The 17,399-nt window shown below is 70.7% G+C and carries 17 protein-coding genes and 1 riboswitch; of the genes, 8 read left to right on the plus strand and 9 right to left on the minus strand.

Features of this window, described 5'->3' with window-relative positions:
* Window positions 1–8: 8 nt before the first annotated feature.
* Window positions 9–155: riboswitch (SAM riboswitch) on the minus strand.
* A 179-nt stretch (window positions 156–334) separates the two neighbouring features.
* Window positions 335–1,279 (plus strand): glucosyl-3-phosphoglycerate synthase, encoded by a 945-nt coding sequence (locus ACZ7M3_RS28470; RefSeq protein WP_351307980.1) that lies wholly within the window; start codon window positions 335–337, stop codon window positions 1,277–1,279.
* Window positions 1,280–1,418: 139 nt separating this feature from the next.
* On the plus strand, window positions 1,419–2,816 hold the full coding sequence (locus tag ACZ7M3_RS28475) for an alpha,alpha-trehalose-phosphate synthase (UDP-forming) (protein ID WP_472066725.1): 1,398 nt from the start codon (window positions 1,419–1,421) through the stop codon (window positions 2,814–2,816).
* A 7-nt stretch (window positions 2,817–2,823) separates the two neighbouring features.
* Here the strand turns inward: ACZ7M3_RS28475 and otsB are convergent, their stop codons facing one another.
* The 3 genes from otsB to ACZ7M3_RS28490 all read right to left on the minus strand — a co-directional run bounded on the left by otsB (window position 2,824) and on the right by ACZ7M3_RS28490 (window position 5,302).
* On the minus strand, window positions 2,824–3,699 hold the full coding sequence (gene otsB / locus ACZ7M3_RS28480; RefSeq protein ID WP_452975645.1) for a trehalose-phosphatase: 876 nt from the start codon (window positions 3,697–3,699) through the stop codon (window positions 2,824–2,826).
* Between the two features lie 63 nt (window positions 3,700–3,762).
* Window positions 3,763–3,990 (minus strand): DUF3263 domain-containing protein, encoded by a 228-nt coding sequence (locus ACZ7M3_RS28485; RefSeq protein ID WP_067371767.1) that lies wholly within the window; start codon window positions 3,988–3,990, stop codon window positions 3,763–3,765.
* A gap of 34 nt (window positions 3,991–4,024) precedes the next feature.
* Window positions 4,025–5,302 (minus strand): ABC transporter substrate-binding protein, encoded by a 1,278-nt coding sequence (locus ACZ7M3_RS28490; RefSeq protein ID WP_472066727.1) that lies wholly within the window; start codon window positions 5,300–5,302, stop codon window positions 4,025–4,027.
* A 149-nt stretch (window positions 5,303–5,451) separates the two neighbouring features.
* Between ACZ7M3_RS28490 and ACZ7M3_RS28495 the strand changes: the two genes are divergently transcribed.
* From ACZ7M3_RS28495 to ACZ7M3_RS28505, 3 genes are all read left to right on the plus strand, one after another.
* Window positions 5,452–6,408: an ROK family protein gene (locus ACZ7M3_RS28495; protein ID WP_472066729.1), complete on the plus strand. Its 957-nt coding sequence runs from the start codon at window positions 5,452–5,454 to the stop codon at window positions 6,406–6,408.
* Window positions 6,408–7,553, plus strand: a complete 1,146-nt coding sequence (nagA, locus tag ACZ7M3_RS28500; protein WP_472066731.1) for an N-acetylglucosamine-6-phosphate deacetylase — start codon at window positions 6,408–6,410, stop codon at window positions 7,551–7,553. Before ACZ7M3_RS28495 ends, nagA begins: the two co-directional genes overlap by 1 nt.
* Before the next feature lie 147 nt (window positions 7,554–7,700).
* On the plus strand, window positions 7,701–8,630 hold the full coding sequence (locus tag ACZ7M3_RS28505) for a 1-phosphofructokinase family hexose kinase (protein WP_472066733.1): 930 nt from the start codon (window positions 7,701–7,703) through the stop codon (window positions 8,628–8,630).
* Between the two features lie 23 nt (window positions 8,631–8,653).
* Here ACZ7M3_RS28505 and ACZ7M3_RS28510 read toward each other — a convergent pair whose 3' ends face one another.
* Together ACZ7M3_RS28510 and cdgB are read right to left on the minus strand one after the other, a co-directional pair.
* Complete coding sequence (locus tag ACZ7M3_RS28510; RefSeq protein WP_472066735.1) at window positions 8,654–9,640, minus strand: carbohydrate-binding protein; 987 nt, start codon at window positions 9,638–9,640, stop codon at window positions 8,654–8,656.
* A 117-nt stretch (window positions 9,641–9,757) separates the two neighbouring features.
* Window positions 9,758–11,482 (minus strand): diguanylate cyclase CdgB, encoded by a 1,725-nt coding sequence (gene cdgB, locus ACZ7M3_RS28515; RefSeq protein WP_472066737.1) that lies wholly within the window; start codon window positions 11,480–11,482, stop codon window positions 9,758–9,760.
* 443 nt (window positions 11,483–11,925) lie between these two features.
* Between cdgB and ACZ7M3_RS28520 the strand changes: the two genes are divergently transcribed.
* Window positions 11,926–12,435: a flavin reductase family protein gene (locus tag ACZ7M3_RS28520; protein WP_472066739.1), complete on the plus strand. Its 510-nt coding sequence runs from the start codon at window positions 11,926–11,928 to the stop codon at window positions 12,433–12,435.
* 33 nt (window positions 12,436–12,468) lie between these two features.
* On the opposite strand, the gene ACZ7M3_RS28525 is transcribed toward ACZ7M3_RS28520, so the two are convergent.
* The 3 genes from ACZ7M3_RS28525 to arfB form a co-directional block, all read right to left on the minus strand.
* A complete protein-coding gene (locus ACZ7M3_RS28525) occupies window positions 12,469–13,443 on the minus strand; it encodes a sigma-70 family RNA polymerase sigma factor (protein WP_472066741.1) in 975 nt (324 codons plus the stop codon).
* An 84-nt stretch (window positions 13,444–13,527) separates the two neighbouring features.
* On the minus strand, window positions 13,528–13,815 hold the full coding sequence (locus ACZ7M3_RS28530) for a hypothetical protein (protein WP_067371743.1): 288 nt from the start codon (window positions 13,813–13,815) through the stop codon (window positions 13,528–13,530).
* Between the two features lie 114 nt (window positions 13,816–13,929).
* Window positions 13,930–14,358, minus strand: coding sequence for an alternative ribosome rescue aminoacyl-tRNA hydrolase ArfB (gene arfB, locus ACZ7M3_RS28535; RefSeq protein ID WP_054235131.1), 429 nt, complete (start codon window positions 14,356–14,358; stop codon window positions 13,930–13,932).
* A 204-nt stretch (window positions 14,359–14,562) separates the two neighbouring features.
* On the opposite strand from arfB, the gene ACZ7M3_RS28540 reads away from it, so the two are divergent.
* Together ACZ7M3_RS28540 and ACZ7M3_RS28545 are read left to right on the plus strand one after the other, a co-directional pair.
* On the plus strand, window positions 14,563–15,138 hold the full coding sequence (locus ACZ7M3_RS28540) for a TerD family protein (protein ID WP_099942075.1): 576 nt from the start codon (window positions 14,563–14,565) through the stop codon (window positions 15,136–15,138).
* 131 nt (window positions 15,139–15,269) lie between these two features.
* Window positions 15,270–15,410 (plus strand): hypothetical protein, encoded by a 141-nt coding sequence (locus ACZ7M3_RS28545; RefSeq protein WP_472066744.1) that lies wholly within the window; start codon window positions 15,270–15,272, stop codon window positions 15,408–15,410.
* Window positions 15,411–15,624: 214 nt separating this feature from the next.
* On the opposite strand, the gene ACZ7M3_RS28550 is transcribed toward ACZ7M3_RS28545, so the two are convergent.
* Window positions 15,625–17,238, minus strand: coding sequence for an IS200/IS605 family accessory protein TnpB-related protein (locus tag ACZ7M3_RS28550; protein ID WP_472066919.1), 1,614 nt, complete (start codon window positions 17,236–17,238; stop codon window positions 15,625–15,627).
* Between the last annotated feature and the right edge of the window lie 161 nt (window positions 17,239–17,399).

The following is a 17,399-nucleotide window of genomic DNA, read 5'->3' on the forward strand; positions in this document are numbered from 1 at the left end:
GCCCTTTCTCCTCATCTTCCTCACGACGCACTTCGCCGTGAGACGGATTTGGCACCTTCCCTAGCCGGGAGCCTCGCCACATCAATGTGACAGGACCAGCTGGAGGGTTGCCGGGGCTTCATCGGGCCGTATCCCTCTGCCCCTCTGGATGAGCGGTATTCGGTTGTGTCGTGCGGGTGGTGCGGTGGTCCGCAAATGATCTACGACATGCGATGGTCATCCGCGTTGTTCAAGACTGTAACCGAAGGCCAGGACAGTTGAGATAGTCGTCCGAACCGCGAGATGGATCACACCGTGAGACACCGGGTGATCAGACAGTGAGGAGCCGCAGACTGTGCTGAAGGAAACTGAGCGCTGGCTGAGCAATCGCTCCTGGTCCGTGACCGATCGCCCGCTCCACAGACTCATGTCCGCCAAACGGGCCACGGGCTCCTCGGTGAGCGTCGTCCTGCCTGCGCTGAACGAGGAGGAGACGGTCGGCGAGATCGTCGCCGTCATCCGCCACGACCTGATGCAGCAGGTGCCCCTCGTCGACGAGATCGTCGTCGTCGACTCGGGCTCGACCGACCGCACCTCGCAGGTGGCCGCCGCGGCGGGCGCGCGCGTGGTGCACCGGGACGAGATCCTGCCGCGCATCCCGACCGTGCCCGGCAAGGGCGAGGTGCTGTGGCGTTCCCTCCTCGTGACGAGCGGGGACATCGTCTGTTTCATCGACGCGGACCTGAAGGAGTTCTCCTCGGACTTCGTCTCCGGGATCGTGGGGCCGCTGCTCACCGAGCCCGGTGTGGACCTCGTCAAGGCGATGTACGACCGTCCGCTCGGCGGTGCGGCGGGGCAGGGCGGCCGGGTCACCGAACTCATGGCCCGCCCCCTCCTCAACATGCACTGGCCGCAGCTGGCCGGCTTCGTGCAGCCGCTCGGCGGGGAGTACGCGGCCCGCCGCTCGCTGCTCGAACAGCTCCCCTTCCCCGTCGGGTACGGGATCGAGCTGGGCATGCTGGTCGACGCCCTGCACCTGGTGGGCCTGGACGCGCTCGCCCAGGTCGACGTGGGCGTGCGCAAGCACCGCCACCAGGACGGGCAGGCGCTGGGCCGGATGTCCGCCGCGATCTACCGCACGGCCCAGCTCCGGCTGGCCCGCGGCCACCTGATCCGCCCGGCCCTCACCCAGTTCGAACGGAGCGGGGACGGTTTCGAGCCGCGTACCTACTCGGTCGACACGGAGGAACGTCCCCCGATGGTCGAAATCGCCGAGTACCAGAAACGCAGGGCGGCGTAGAAGCACCCCGTCAGGGGCGCGGGGCTGTGACACATATGCGGCTCCGCCGCGTGGGCGCGACAAGCCCCCACCGGCCCGCAGACGGCATACGGCTGAAGGGAACGTTTGAGCGTTTCGACGCCGGGCTAGGTTTCGAGGCATGGCTTCCCCCGCTTCAACGCAAGGCGCCCACAACATCCTCGTCGCCTCCAACCGCGGCCCGGTCACCTACGAGGTCCAGGAGGACGGCTCGCTGCGCGCCAGGCGCGGTGGCGGCGGGCTGGTCTCGGGCCTCTCCGCGATCGGGCCGGACGCGGGCGCCCTGTGGGTGTGCTCGGCGCTCGGCGCCGGCGACCGCGAGGCGGTCCGGCGCGGGGTCGCCGAGGACGGCGTACGGATGCTGGACATCGACGCCGACGTGCACGCGGACGCGTACAACGGCATCGCGAACTCCGTGCTGTGGTTCGTCCACCACATGCTGTACCAGACCCCGCTGGAGCCGGTCTTCGACGCGGAGTTCCGGCGCCAGTGGGCGTCGTACGAGGCGTACAACCGCGCGTTCGCCGAAGCGCTGGCCGCGGAGGCGGCGCCGGGCGCGGTGGTGATCGTCCAGGACTACCACCTGACCCTCGTCCCCGGGATGCTCCGCGAGCTCCGCCCCGACCTGCGGATCGGCCACTTCTCGCACACCCCCTGGGCGCCGGTCGACTACTTCCGGATGCTGCCCGACGACATCGCCGAACAGGTGCTGCGCGGCATGCTCGGCGCGGACCGGCTCGGCTTCCTGACTCAGCGCTGGGCGGACGCGTTCACCGCCTGCTGCGACGCGCTCGTCGGCGGGCTCGGCGACACCCGGATCGGCGTGCACGGGCTCGGCGCGGACGCGGACTTCCTGCGCAGGCGCTCACACGAGGCGGACGTCGCCGACCGCATGGCCGCGCTGCGCGAGCAGATCGGCGAGGGCCGCAGGACGATCGTGCGGGTCGACCGGACCGAGCTGTCGAAGAACATCGTGCGGGGCCTGCTGGCGTACCGGCAGCTGCTGGCGGACCACTCGGAGTGGCGCGAGCGCGTCGTCCACGTGGCCTTCGCCTACCCCTCGCGTCAGGACCTGGCCGTCTACCGCGACTACACGGCCGAGGTGCAGCGCGTGGCGACCGAGATCAACGACCGGTACGGGACGCCGGGCTGGACCCCTGTCGTCCTCCACGTCAAGGACGACTTCGCCCGCTCCCTGGCCGCGTACCGGCTCGCCGACGTCGCCCTCGTCAACCCCATCCGCGACGGCATGAACCTCGTCGCCAAGGAGGTGCCGGTCGTCTCCGACGAGGGGTGCGTGCTGGTGCTCTCCCGGGAGGCGGGGGCGTACGAGGAGCTGGGCGAGGACGCGGTGGTGGTGAACCCGTACGACGTGGTCGGCACCGCGCGGGCGCTGGACGCGGCGCTGACCATGCCGGTGGGGGAACGGGCGGAACGCACGAAGCGGTTGGCTGCCGCCGGGACGGCGTTGCCTCCGGCGCAGTGGTTTCTTGAGCAGCTGCGGGAGTTGGAGGGCTGAGTAGGGATCAACGGTCCAGGCGACTCGCCAATGCCTTCAGCAGGCGTACGACTCCCGCCGGGCCGTCGACCACGAGATCCGCCCGTTCGGCCAGTTCGGTGACTTCCGCGCTGCCGCTGCACACCAGCAGGCCCAGGACGCCGTCCGAGCGGAGTTTGTCGACGGCGGCGAAGGCGGGGAGGTCGCCCAGGTCGTCGCCGGCGTACATGACGGCTTCGGCGCGGACCTCGCGGACGTACTCCAGGAGGGCGACGCCCTTGTCCATGCCCGGGGGACGGAGTTCGAGGACCATCCGACCGGGTTCGACGATCAGGCCGTGACGGGTGGCGAGGTCGGTGAGGGGTTCGCGCAGTGCCTCGAACGCGGCCTGGGGGTCCTCCGCGCGGCGGGTGTGGACCGCGACGGCGCGGCCCTTCTCCTCGATCCAGGTGCCGTGCCAGGCGCCGATCCCGTCGAGGACCCCGGGCAGCTCGGCGCGGACGGCGGCGACGCCGGGGTGCGGGGCGGGGGCGTTGACGGTGCCGGTGCGGGCGTCCCAGCGTTCGGCGCCGTAGTGGCCGAGGACGACGAGGTGGTCGAGGCCCGGGACGCCCGCGAAGCCGCCGTGGCGGACCGCCACGCCGGCCGGGCGGCCGGTGACGACGGCGACGGAGGCGACCTTCGGGGCGAGGGCCGCGAGGGCGGGGACCGCGTCGGGGTGGGCGCGGGCCTGCTCCGGGTCGGCGACGATGGGGGCGAGTGTTCCGTCGAAGTCGAGCGCGATGACGGCCCGGTCGGGCCGGGTGAGGATGGCGTCGAGGCCGTCGCGTCCGGCGGGGGTCACGGGTGTCGGCAAGGGTTCCGTGACGTCCGGGGATTCCGGGTTTTCCGAGTGGCTGCCCATGCTCCGACCCTATCCGCGCGCCCCCGGGCGCACCCACGGCTCACCGAGTCACGTCGGGCGGTGTCAGCGTTCCGCACGGCGGGTGTCCCGGATGCGGCGGAGGCGGTTCACCGTGATCGGGTCGTGGGCGAGGGCGCGGGGGTCGTCGAGGAGGGCGTTGAGGAGTTGGTAGTAGCGGACGGGGGCGAGGCCGAGTTGCTCGCGTATCGCTCGTTCCTTCGCGCCGGGCCCCGCGAAGGAACGGCGCTCCATGGCGAGGATCCCCCGCTCCCTCCCGCTCAGTTCGTCCATGACCGCACCGTAGCGCCCGCCACCGACAGCGGAGCTACCCCGCGGAGTCCCTCGTGGTCGCCGTCTGCTGGAGCGAGCCGAGGATCCCGGCCGGGCTGCCGTCCGGGGAGACCGCCTTGCCGATCTGCTTCTTGATGTCGGCGCTGACGGCGGCCCAGGACGTCTTGCCGACCGGATAGAGCTGGGAGGAGGCGAGCTCGTCCAGGAACGGGGTGAGGTCCGCGTCGTCGCTGTCCGCCGTCATCGCCTCGGACGCGGACGTCGTGACCGGCAGCAGGTCGTACTCGTGCGAGAAGGCGAGCACGTTCTTCTCGCTGTAGACGTAGTCGAGGAACGTACCGATCTGTTCCTGGTGGCCGTTCTTCTTGAAGGCCATCATCCAGTCGGCGACACCCATCGCGGCCCGGGTCTTCCCGCTGACGCCGGGCATCGGCACCATCCCGAACTTCACGCCCTTGTCGGCGGCCATCTTCATCAGCGTGGGGTGCCCGTTGAGCATCCCGACCTCGCCGCGCGCGAACGCCGCGAAGGCGTCCGCACGATTGAGCTTCGCGGGCGCGACCGGTCCGGTCAGCCCCTTGCCGACCAGGTCGTCCTTGAGCCAGGTGAGGGTGGCGACGTTCTGGGCGGAGTCGAGGCTGTAGGTGCCGACGTCGTCGGTGTAGCCGTCGCCGCCGCTCAGCAGCCACTGCATGGTCTCGGCCTGCGCCTCCTCGGGACCGAGGGGCAGCGCGTACGGGATCTTCACTCCCCGGGCCTTCAGCGCCCGCGCGTCGGCGGCCAGCTCGCTCCAGGTCGTCGGCGCGCTGAGACCCGCGGCGGCGAACAGCTTCGTGTTGTAGAAGAGCAGCCGGGTGGAGGCGGCGAACGGCATGCCGTACTGCACCCGGTTCATCTTCCCCGCGTCGGTGAGCTGCGCGACGAAGTCGGCCTGGACGGGTATGGAGAGCACCTCTTCGGCCTTGTACAGCTCGCCCTTGTCGGCGTAGTCGGCGTACGCGCCGATCTGCGCCATGTCGGGGGCGTCACCCCGCGCCACCATCTCCTTGACCTTGCGGTCGACGTCCGTCCACGGGTAGACGGTGACCTCGACCTTGGTCCCGGGGTGGTCGGCCTCGTACGCCTTGACGAGCTTGTCCCAGTACTTCTGGGAACTGTTGGCCTTGGAGTCCCCGTAGTCGGCGGCCACGAGTCTGAGGGTCACGTCCCCGGAACCGGCCGAGCCGCCGCAGCCCGCGAGAGCCGCCGTCATGCCCAGCGCGGACGCCGCCGCGATCAGTACCGTCCTACGTCCTGCCCTACGCCGCTGCACCGCACTTCTCCCAACCCCCGGCCGCCCCTGTCCCGGGGCTGCCCGTCTTTGCTTCTGCGTTCATTGCATCCGTCTCGGAATGCGGATACAAGGTCTACACCACGCGAGTGGACTAGACCTCTCCTGGGGTAAGGGGCGACACTGTCCCCGTGAGACATGTCATCGCCCTCGATGTGGGCGGCACCGGGATGAAGGCCGCCCTGGTCGGGTCGGAGGGCGAGCTCCTCCACCAGGCCCGCCGCGCCACCGGCCGCGAGCGCGGTCCGGACGCCGTGGTCGACGCGATCCTCGACTTCGCGGCCGAGCTGCGCGCGTACGGCGAGCACCACCTCGGCGAGGCCGCGGCGGCCGCCGGAGTCGCCGTCCCCGGCATCGTCGACGCCGACCGGGGCGTGGCGGTGTACTCGGCCAACCTGGGCTGGCGCGACGTCCCGATGCGCCGGCTGCTCGGCGACCGGCTGGGCGGGGTGCCGGTGGCGCTCGGACACGACGTGCGCACCGGCGGGCTCGCGGAGGGCCGGATCGGCGCGGGGCAGGGGGCCGACCGTTTCCTGTTCGTCCCCCTGGGCACCGGCATCGCGGGCGCGATCGGCATCGACGGCGGTGTCGAGGCGGGCGCGCACGGTTTCGCGGGCGAGATCGGCCATGTCGTCGTACGCCCCGGCGGGACCCCGTGTCCGTGCGGACAGCACGGCTGTCTGGAGCGGTACGCGTCCGCCGCCGCCGTCAGCCAGGCCTGGTCGAAGGCCTGCGGGGACCCGGCGGCCGACGCCGCCGACTGCGCGAAGGCCGTCGAGTCCGGGGACGCGCGGGCGCGGGAGGTCTGGCAGGACGCCATCGACGCGCTCGCCGACGGGCTCGTCACCGCGCTCACCCTGCTGGATCCACGCACGCTGATCATCGGTGGCGGTCTCGCCGAGGCCGGGGAAACCTTGTTCACACCGCTACGGGCCGCCGTCGAGCGGCGCGTCACCTTCCAGAAACTGCCGTCCCTCGTCCCCGCGGCCCTCGGGGACACCGCCGGCTGCCTGGGCGCGGGCCTGCTGGCCTGGGACCTGCTGAATCAGCCGACCACTTCCCGACCGACTTCGGAGGTAACCACCTGATGGCCCCTAGAACGGTTCTCGCCGGTGCCAGGGTGGTACTGCCCACCGGAGTCGTCGACGACGGTCGTGTGATCGTCGACGGCACACGCATCGCCGGCAGCGCGCCCTCGTCGGCGCGGACACTGGACCTGTCGGGCCACTGGCTCGTCCCCGGCTTCGTGGACCTCCACAACCACGGCGGCGGCGGTGCCTCCTTCACCTCCGGGACCGTCGAGGAGGTCCTCCAGGGCGTCCACACCCACCGGCTGCACGGCACCACCACCCTCGTCGCCTCGACCGTGACCGGCGACATGGACGGCCTCGCCCAGCGCGCCGGGCTGCTCTCCGAGCTGGCCGAGCAGGGCGACATCGCGGGCATCCACTTCGAGGGCCCCTTCATCTCGCCGTGCCGCAAGGGCGCGCACTCCGAGGAACTGCTGCGCGACCCGGACCCGGCCGAGGTCCGCAAGCTGGTCGACGCGGCGCGCGGCCGGGCCAGCATGGTCACCCTCGCCACCGAACTGCCGGGCGGCATCGACTCCGTACGCCTGCTGGCCGAGCACGGGGTGATCGCGGCGATCGGGCACACGGACGCGACGTACGAGCAGACGGTGGAGGCCATCGACGCGGGCGCGACCGTCGCCACGCACCTGTTCAACGCCATGCCCGCGCTCGGACACCGCACGCCCGGCCCGATCGCCGCCCTCCTCGAGGACGAGCGGATCACCGTCGAGCTGATCAACGACGGCACCCACCTCCACCCCGCCGCGCTCCAGCTGGCGTTCCATCACGCGGGCGCGGACCGGGTGGCGTTCATCACCGACGCCATGGACGCGGCGGGCTTCGGCGACGGCCGCTATCGGCTCGGCCCGCTGGAGGTCGAGGTCAGCGAGGGGGTCGCCCGGCTGGTGGAGGGCGGCTCGATCGCGGGCTCCACGCTCACCCTCGACCGCGCCTTCCAGCGGGCGGTGACCGTCGACCGGCTGCCGGTCGAGGACATCGTCGCGGCCCTGTCCGCCAACCCGGCCCGCCTGCTCGGCCTGTACGACAGGGTGGGCTCACTGGAACCGGGCAAGGACGCCGACCTGGTGGTCCTGGACGCGGAGTTCGCCCTCAAGGGCGTGATGCGCCGGGGCGAATGGGTGGTTGACCCACAACTGGGCTGATTCGCCCTTCGGTTGGAACGCGATGTGACGTACGGCGGTCGTCCCGGGACTGGGCCGACCGCCGTTGTCTTTGGCATGATCGAGCCTCCGGATTCTCCGGGACTCGAAACTGTCGGCCAGCGCATTCATCGGGGGAGGTCGGTCCAGGTGATCCTCACGGTCACACCGAACACCGCTCTCGACATCACCTATCGCGTACGGTCCCTGCGCCCGCACACCGCGCACCGGGTGACCGAGGTGACCGAACGCCCCGGCGGCAAGGGCCTGAACGTGGCCCGGGTGCTCGCCGCCCTCGGCCACGAGGTGACGGTCACGGGCTTCGCGGGCGGCGTGACGGGCCGCGCCCTGCGGGACCAACTCGCGGACACCCCCGGGGTGCTGGACGCGCTGATCCCTGTCGCGGGCTCGACCCGCCGCACCATAGCCGTGGTCGACACGACGACGGGTGACACGACTCAACTCAACGAGCCCGGCCCGCAGATCACCTCCGCCGAATGGGCGGCCTTCCAGGAGGCGTACGAGGTGCTGCTGCGCTCCGCCTCGGCGGTGGCCCTGTGCGGCAGCCTGCCACCGGGGGTGCCGGTGGGCGCGTACGCGGGGCTGATCCGCACGGCCCGTGCGGCGGCCGTCCCCGTCCTCCTGGACACCAGCGGCGAACCCCTGCGCCGGGGCATCGCCGCCCGTCCTGACATCGTCAAGCCGAACGCCGACGAGCTGGCCGAACTCACCGGCTCCCACGAGCCGTTGCAGGCGACCCGGGACGCCCGCAGGCGCGGCGCGCACGCCGTCGTGGCCTCACTGGGCGCCCAGGGCCTGCTCGCCCACACCCCGGACGGCCTCTGGCGCGCCACCCCACCGCGCCGCGTCCACGGCAATCCGACCGGCGCGGGTGACTCGGCGGTCGCGGGCCTGCTGTCGGGACTGGTGGAGCACCTGCCATGGCCCGACCGCCTGGCCCGGGCCGTCGCCCTCGCCACGGCGACCGTACTGGCCCCCGTGGCGGGCGAGTTCGACCGCCAGGCGTACGACACCCTGCTCGACCAGATCACGGTCACGGCGGACGCCACGGCAGCCTGACAGCCGCCGCCCGGAACGCCCCGCTACTTCGTGACCTGGCCCTGCTTCAGCGACAGCTGGTCGAGGAGGACGTTGCAGCTGTCGCCGTCCCCGCAGGAGATGGTGATCGTGTTGGTGCCCTTGGTGAGGGTGGGCCACGAGTAGGTCTTCGTCCAGCCCTTCGCGAAGTCACCGTCGGCCGCGTGCGCGTAGTTCTTCATGCCCAGCTTGGAGCCGAACACCTTGCCGTTGACGGTGAGCGTCATCGAACCGTCGGCACCGGCCGCGCTGTAGCGGGCGAAGAGGGTGTAGGTACCGTCGTCGGGGATGCCGTTGACGGTCCAGGTGACCGCGGCTCCGGCGTTGTTGAGGCCCGTCACGTATGTGCCGCCGTCGGACTTGGCGCCCGCCACGTCCGACGCGGTCGTGACACCCGTCCCCAGGTTCAGGGCCTTCGCGTCGATCTTCGGGAGCTCACCGGCGGACGCCGGCTGCGAGGCCGACGCGCTCGGGGAGGCGTTCTCGGAGGCCGAGGGCGTCGAGTCGCCGCCCGCCGTGTCCTTGCTGTCGTCGTTCGAGTCGCCGTTCATCATGGCGACGCCGATACCGATGACGACGGCGGCGACCACGGCGATGGCGCCGATCAGCAGGCCCTTGGTGTTCGGTCCACGGCCGCGGCCGCCGCCTCCCGACGACTGCCGACCGGTCGGAGCCCCGCCGGGGACCGTCTCGGGCGCCGCGTAGTGCGCGTTCGGCTGCCCGTAGGCACCCTGCTGCGGCACCTGGCCGTACGGTGCCGTCGGGGCGGCCTGCTGGCCGTACTGCGCGGTCGGAGCCTGCTGGCCGTAACCGGGCTGCTGCTGTCCGTACTGGCGTTCGCCGACCGCCCGCACCCGGTTGACCGAGCCGGGGTAGCCGTAGCCGCCGCCTCCGCTGGGCGGAGTGGCGCCGTTGGCCTGACCGTCGGCGTACAGATAGCCGAACGGGTCGTCGTCCTCGGGCGTGCTCGCGCCGTTGTTGCCGGGCGTCATCCCTTGGTCTCCTCAACAAGTGCGGTTCAGATGCGGTACATGGATGAATAGCGAGCCTACCCGCTCCCAGGGGACCAAACGGGTGGGCTTCACCGCATCAACCCACTGACCTGTGACTTATCCGGCACGCCGATGCTGTTTGGGACGAGACCGTTTCTCGACATACATCCGTTCGTCAGCGGATTTCAAGACCTCGTCCGCCGTCATGCCACAGTGTGCCCACCCGATGCCGAAGCTGGCGCCCACCCGGACGGCCCGGCCGTCCACACGGATCGGCGGGATGATCGCGTTCCGCAGCCGTACGGCGAGGTCAGCCGCGTCCGCCCGGCCGAGCCCGTCGGCGAGCACCACGAACTCGTCACCGCCGAGCCTGGCCACCGTGTCGCCGTCCCGGACACCGTTGGTCAGGCGTCGGGCGACCTCGATGAGCACCGCGTCGCCCGCGTTGTGCCCGAAGCGGTCGTTGATCGACTTGAAGCCGTCGAGGTCGCAGAAGAGCACCGCGAGCCCCTTGGTGCCGTCGTCCGTCTCACCCTCGGGCGCGATGGTGTGCACATGGTGGTCGAAGGCGTCGTACGCGTCGAAGCCCGGCCCGAGGTCGAACCCGTGCCCGCTCCCGGTGCCCGCGGCGCCCGCGCCGCCGCCGAGGTGGTTGTCGAAGGAGTTGTGCTCGGCCGCCTGGTCCGCGAACGGGCCGTGCCCGTACGCCGCGTCCAGCGACTCGACCGTGCCCGGTTGAAGGGCCCCGGGGCGCCGGCAGAGGCGGGAGCCGAGGCGGGAGCGCAGCTCGGCCGAGTTCGGCAGGCCGGTGAGCGAGTCGTGCGAGGCGCGGTGGGCGAGCTGGAGTTCGCGGCGCTTGCGTTCCTCTATGTCCTCGACGTGCGTGAGCAGGAAGCGGGGGCCGTCGGCGGCGTCCGCGACCACGGAGTTGCGCAGCGAGACCCAGACGTAGGTGCCGTCGCGGCGGCCGAGTCTGAGCTCGGCGCGCCCGCCCTCGGCGGACGTCCGGAGCAGGGTGCCGATGTCCTCGGGGTGCACGAGGTCGGAGAAGGAGTAGCGGCGCATCGCGGAGGCGGGCCGGCCCAGGAGGCGGCACAGGGCGTCGTTGGTGCGCAGGATGCGGCCGTGCTGGTCGCCGCCCATCTCGGCGATGGCCATGCCGGAGGGGGCGTACTCGAAGGCCTGCCGGAAGCTCTCCTCGCTGGCGCGCAGTGCCTGCTGCTCCCGCTCGAGCCGGACCAGGGCGCGCTGCATATTGGCTCGTAGACGCGCGTTGCTAATGGCGATGGCGGCCTGGAAGGCGTACATCTGAAGCGCCTCGCGTCCCCACGCGCCGGGACGCCGCCCGTTGCGCGGCCGGTCCACGGACAGGACGCCGATCAGCTCACCGGTGCTGCCCCCGGAGATTCCCGGGGTGTACATGGGGGCGAAGAGGCGGTCGGAGGGGTGCCACTCGTCCTCGAAGCGCGGCGCGGGCCCGTCGGTGTACCACTGCGGTACGTCGTCGTCGTCGAGGACCCAGCCCTCGGTGTGCGGAATGAAGCGCAGATCGCCCCAGGCCTCGCCCATGTTCAGCCGGCGGTCCCAGGACTCGCGGGAGCCGACCCGGCCGGTGATCAGCGCCTCGGCGGCGGAGTTGCCGGCGAGCGCGGCGACCACGAGGTCGCCGTCGGGGCGTACGAGATTGACACACGCCAGCTCGTAGCCGAGGCCCGTGACCACGCCGTCGGCGACGGTCTGCAGCGTGTCCGCCAGGCTCCGCGCGGTGTTCATGTCCGCCATCACCTGATGGAGCTGCCGCAGGGTCGCAAGACGGACGTAGGGCTCCGACTCGGTCTCCATTCGCCCTCCCCTCGAGACCTCGCAGCAACTCCAGGGTTGTCTTCGGCGTACCTGGTTCTCTTACGGTTCTCTCGCGTACTACTTGGTAGCTTCGTGCATAGCTTCCACGCCACTGAATCACAGCGCGCTGCTCACTCGGTACACAGGGTCAACAAAATATGGCTCCTGTGACTCAAGTCACAGCGGAAGGTGAGCAATTGAGTGGGGTTTCTGCATTTCCCCCGTGTGTTTACTGAACGCTTATTTGGACGCTGTGTAGACACTGTGAGCAGTTGTGTCCGTCCCGAGACCTAGGGCCCGGCTCAGGACCAGACTTAGGACCAGACTTAGGACCCGACTCGGACCGAGGCCCGATGTGGCTCCCCGGGGTCGGAGACTAGCGTTTCGGCGTGCTGAACACTCCCTCTGCCGCTCCACTCACCCCTTCCGTGCATGCTGAGGGGGTGAGCAACGACGAGTTCCGTGCCGCCATGTCCCGGCTGGCCGCGGGTGTGGTCCTGGTGACCGCACATGAGCCCGCGCTGGACCCGGAAGGCCCCGGCGGCGAGGACGTCGGCATGACGGCGACGGCCTTCCTGTCCGTCTCGCTGGACCCGCCACTCGTCATGGTCAGCCTGCGTGAGGGCTCCCGCATGGACGACCTGCTCGACGAACAGCCCCTGTGGGCCGTCTCCGTGCTCTCCGAGAGCCAGCGCCACATCGCGGGCCGCTTCGCCATGAAGGGCCGCATCAGCGACCGTCTGCTCTTCGAGGACATCCCGTACGTCCGCGGCGAGGCGTCCGGGGCACTCCTGGTCGGCGGCGCCCTGACGACCCTGGAGTGCCGCACCGAGCAGCGGGTCGCCGCCGGTGACCACACCCTCGTCATCGGGCGGGTGCTGGCCGCGTCGGTACCGAGCGGGGACGGCGGACCGCTGCTGTACTTCAAGGGGCGCTACCGGCAGTTGGGCTGACGCCCTTTCTTCGAGTTCTTCGAGGGCCGGGGGCTACCGGTCGAGGACCGTGACGTCCAGCCCGGCCAGCCGCTCCGGGTCGTTGAGGATGTCGATGACGGCGATCCTGCCGTGCACGACCGTGAAGGCGAGGACACCGACGGGGCGTCCCTCCACGACCACGACCACACCCGCGGCGCCGTTGACGAGCGCGGGCCGCGCGATCCGGGCCAGGTGCGCGTACCCGCTCGCCCCCGAGGCCACGGCGATCGCACCGGCCGTCACCCCGCCCTCGCTCCGGGCCACCACGTCCGGGGCGAGCACGGCGACGAGCGCGTCGAAGTCGCCCTCCCGCGCCGCCGCGAGGAACGCGTCCACGACCGCCCGCTGCCGCCCCAGGTCGGGATCGGGCACGGGTGCCCCGCCCTGGACCCTGCGCCGGGCCCGGCTGGCGAGCTGACGGGACGCCGCCGACGTACGGCCCACGAGGGGCGCGATCTCCTCGAAGGGCACCGCGAACAGGTCGTGCAGCACGAAGGCGAGACGTTCGGCGGGCGTCAGCGTCTCCAGTACGACCAACAGGGCGAGGCCCACCGAGTCGGCGAGCAGCGCCTCCTGTTCGGGGTCGATGCCCGAGACGGGGCTGAGCACCGGCTCCGGCATCCGGACACCGGGCCCCTCCGCCAGGGGGCCGAGCGGCTCCTCACCGCGGCTTCGGCGGGAGCGCAGCATGTCGAGACAGACCCGGCCGACGACGGTCGTCAGCCAGCCGCCGAGGTTGTCGACCCGGTCGGCGTCGACGCGGCTGAGCTTGAGCCAGGCCTCTTGGACGGCGTCGTCGGCCTCCGAGAGGGAGCCGAGCATGCGATAGGCGACGGCGCGGAGGTGACCGCGGTGGGATTCGAATCGCGCGGCGAGAAATTCGTTCGCGTGCGCGCCGTCCTTCGCGTTCTCGGCCTTCTTCGCGTTCGCGTTCTTCGCATTCTTGTCGTCATTCCCGTTCTCTCCGGGAAATTCGCTGTCGCTCATACGTCACATCTCCTGGTCGCCGCCGCGGTCCGGCACGGACTTGCCCGTCATGGCATTGACGGACCGCGACCCCCTGATGTGACGTCACGTCTCCGGGACGGCGCTCAGTCGCAGTCGGCTGCCGTCCCCGGAGCGCTCCACTTCGACCTCGTTCACGGAATCGTCCGCGAAGCGGAGGGTGAAGTACGGACTGGCCTCGATCAGGAACTGCATGTCCTCACGCGCGCCGCTGTCCAGCGGCGCGGAGACGACGGCGTCCCACGCACGGGCGTCGGGCACGGCGGCCTGCCGCAACCGGACGGGGATCCGCGCCAGGCAGGTCGATCGATTGGCCCACCACTCCAGGTGCGCCCTGTCCTCGTATCCGTCCATTCCATGAGATTAGCGACAACTCGGCACAAAGGCCTGTCACCTCATACCCACGCAGTGGCCGACACGCCCGCGGAAGACACACCCACGGAAGACACGCGGGTGCCTCGGGTGCCCCTAACCCCAGTCGCGTCCGGAGCGGCCCCGCTTGGTGTCGGAGCGCTGTTTCTTCTCGCGCAGCCGCCGCTCGTTGATCCCCCGGGGGATGCGGGTGGCCCGGCGGGGCTTGGGCGGTGGGGCGGTGGCCTCGGCGAGCAGGGAGGCCAGCCGTACGGCCGCGGTCTCCCGGTTGCGCCACTGCGACCGGTGCTCGGACGCGCGGACGCCGATGACGCCGTCGACGAGCCGCCCGGCGAGCTTGGCGAGGGCGCGCTCCTTCCAGACCGGGGGCAGCGCCTCGGTCTTCGCGAGGTCGAACCTCAGCTCGACCTGCGAGTCACTCGTGTTGACGTGCTGTCCGCCGGGCCCGCTGGAGCGGGAGAAACGCCACAGGAGCTCGGCCTCGGGGAGGGAGACGGAGCCGCGGATGACGTAAGGACCAGGCATGGGTCCATGGTCGCGTGGATGTCCGGTCCACGTCACCCCGTTTTCGCCGTCAGGTGTCCGCCAAGAGGGTAAAGAAAGTAAAGAGGGCAGGAACCTTCGACACCCCTCTCGGCGTTCTTAGGTGTAGCTGTAGCTTCGTGCCCGTACGAAGCCCAAACGTACGAGCACTGTGCACGTACGCAACGAGGGAAGGGACTCCCAACAATGGCTGTAAGCCTGTCCAAGGGTGGCAACGTCTCGCTCACCAAGGAGGCTCCGGGCCTGACCGCCGTCACCGTGGGCCTCGGCTGGGACGTCCGCTCCACCACGGGCACCGACTTCGACCTCGACGCCTCCGCCATCGCGGTCAACACCCAGGGCAAGGTCTACTCGGACGCCCACTTCATCTTCTTCAACAACAAGCAGACCCCGGACCAGACCATCGTCCACACCGGCGACAACCGCACGGGCGAGGGCGCGGGCGACGACGAGGCGATCAACGTCAACCTGGCGGGCCTCCCCGCCGACATCGACAAGATCGTCTTCCCGGTCTCCATCTACGACGCGGAGACCCGCTCGCAGAACTTCGGCCAGGTCCGCAACGCCTACATCCGCATCATCAACCAGGCCGGCGGCACCGAGATCGCCCGCTACGACCTGTCTGAAGACGCCGCCACCGAGACCGCCATGGTCTTCGGCGAGCTCTACCGCAACGGCGCGGAGTGGAAGTTCCGCGCGGTCGGCCAGGGCTACGCCTCGGGCCTCGTGGGCATCGCCCAGGACTTCGGCGTCAACGTCTGATCCGTACGAGGCGGTTGAAGGAGCCCCTGGCCCGGGACACCGGGCCAGGGGCTCCTCGCGTTCCAGGGCCCCCGACCACCTCCGTCGAGACCTGAGCATCCCCTGCGGGGAACAGTGACTAGCCTGCCCGCGTGATTCTCGAAGCCCTCGCGCCCGACCACCCCATCCCCGTCGCCCTCCTCACCGAACTCACCTCCCTCTACGCCTTCCACCATGAGTTCTTCTGCCTGAGTGGGGATTCCCGCGACGCCCACGACATTCAGCCGGAGTAGGACGCGGCGGGGGTCGGCGCATCCAGGGGTGGAGGTGCTACTCGCGCGGAGTGCGGGGCGGCTCGTCGGAGTCGCGATCACGCCCACCCGCCATCCCGACCCGACCGATCCGGACCCGTGGATCGGGCTACTGATCGTGGACGCGAGGGAGCAGCAGAAGGGGCCCCACGAGCCGAGACGCCGCACAACTCGCCGTCCTCGACAACAACCGTTTCTAAAGACTGAGCGGGAATGAGTCCTGTTGCCAGAACCCATGCTCAGCCGAACGCCCCGAACGGTGTTGGGCGTTCTGGTCTCCCGCGTTCGCTCCGCATCCGGCGCCGACGGATCGTGTCCGCGGTCCTGGAATGCGGGGGCGGGTTCCCTCACGCCCAGAGACCTCCGGTCGAGCCTGGACGGTCCGATGCCCGCACTCATCGCTCTGGTGAGTGCGGGGCGGTGCCGTCCGTCGCCGGATCGGATGTCCCTGGGCGCGCCTTCCGATCGCCACCGCGGCTGCGTCATGGCGGGTGGTCTTCCGCTTGCTGCTAGTAAGGGGTTTCTGCCAGTGCTGGGCGCCCCACCGGGAAGTGTAGGCCGGGTCGACGGCCACGATGGCCAGGTCCTGTTCGGCGGCCATGGAGACGAGGCGGGCCTTGAGTCTGCCGGTCGGCATCCCGGAGATCAGCCTGCGGAACTGCTTCCTGCGGCCGTGTTTCTCGCGGGTCTTCTCGGCTGTGAAATCCAGGTCTTCGATACCGATCGCGCTCACACCGACCCGCTTGGCCCAGTGCAGCAGCCGGGTGACGGCGTGCCGCAGCTGCGCGTCCCGGTGCTCGGCGGTGCCCGACAGGTCGAAGTGGAAGCGGTGCGGGTGGCCGACCGGGTTGCCGTGCCGGTCCAGCTGGTAGGCGGCGAAGTGGTCGGCGTTGGTGTCGACGCCGACCATGCCACGTGCGCGGGCCGCCTCGAACGGGATGGTCTGCACGACCGGGCGCTGCCAGGAGGCGGTGAGGTACCAGCGTCCGGGGGTGACGTCCAGGTGGATGCGGTAGGCCACAGCCCGGTCGGCGGTGATGCGGTCGGCCCATTCCTCGCCCCGGTGCCGGAAGCGTACGGGGGCAGCCAGGATGTACCGGCCGCGCGGGGCGTTGGCCAGGTGGGCCAGCGGGGTGGGGAGTTTGATGCTGACCACACCGTCGGGGGTGACACGGATAGTCTCGTTGCCGTACCGCTTTCCGCTCTCGCCGTCCGCGGCGAGGAACCAGCGTTCGGCCTCCCACCGCTGCCGCCACTCCCACTCGGTGAGCTGCGCCTCGGCAAGGTGGTGGCGGGCGTCAAGGAGTCGTTTCCCGCCCCGTACCACCCGTACCCGGCCGGCTTTCCAGTCTGCGCGGGCCGCCTCCAGGCGGGCTTCGAGACAGGCCAGGCGGCGGGACTTCGCATGCCACTCCCGCCGAGAACGGTAACCGCCCGGCCCACGCTTCGAGCCGCGCTCGCCGACCGGCAGCGACAACCGGTGCCGCAACATACGGATACCGGCCTCGAGGCCCTGGATGTGCGCGAGCTGACAGCGACGCGACAACGCCCACTGGTCATGCGTGTGCTTGGTGAGGCTGCCCGCCCAGCGCGAGGAGGAATGGCGGGTCAGCGCCCGCTTGCGCGCCGCCCACCGGTCGCCGTCATGGTCCACAGCGTCCGCGCACCGGGTCTGGAGATCCTTCGAGGCCAGACGCCCCAGGTGCTCGCTCACCGCACGCAGCACCTCCTCATCACCGACGGTCAAACCCTTGAGCCGGTCCCGGACCGCGACCCCCGCAGGACCGGGCACCACGAACGACGCCGCCATCTCCCGCACCCGCCCCACCTGTTCACCCCCTGCCCAGCCGAAACCCCGTCACCCCACCCAACGAGCACCACACGAAACAGTCACGCATTCGACGAAAGAACTCCCGTTCTCCCACGGCCCGACCGCCGACGCTCGTTCATACTCATTAACACGCACTCAAA

It is taken from the genome of Streptomyces sp. NPDC111656, assembly GCF_055656965.1.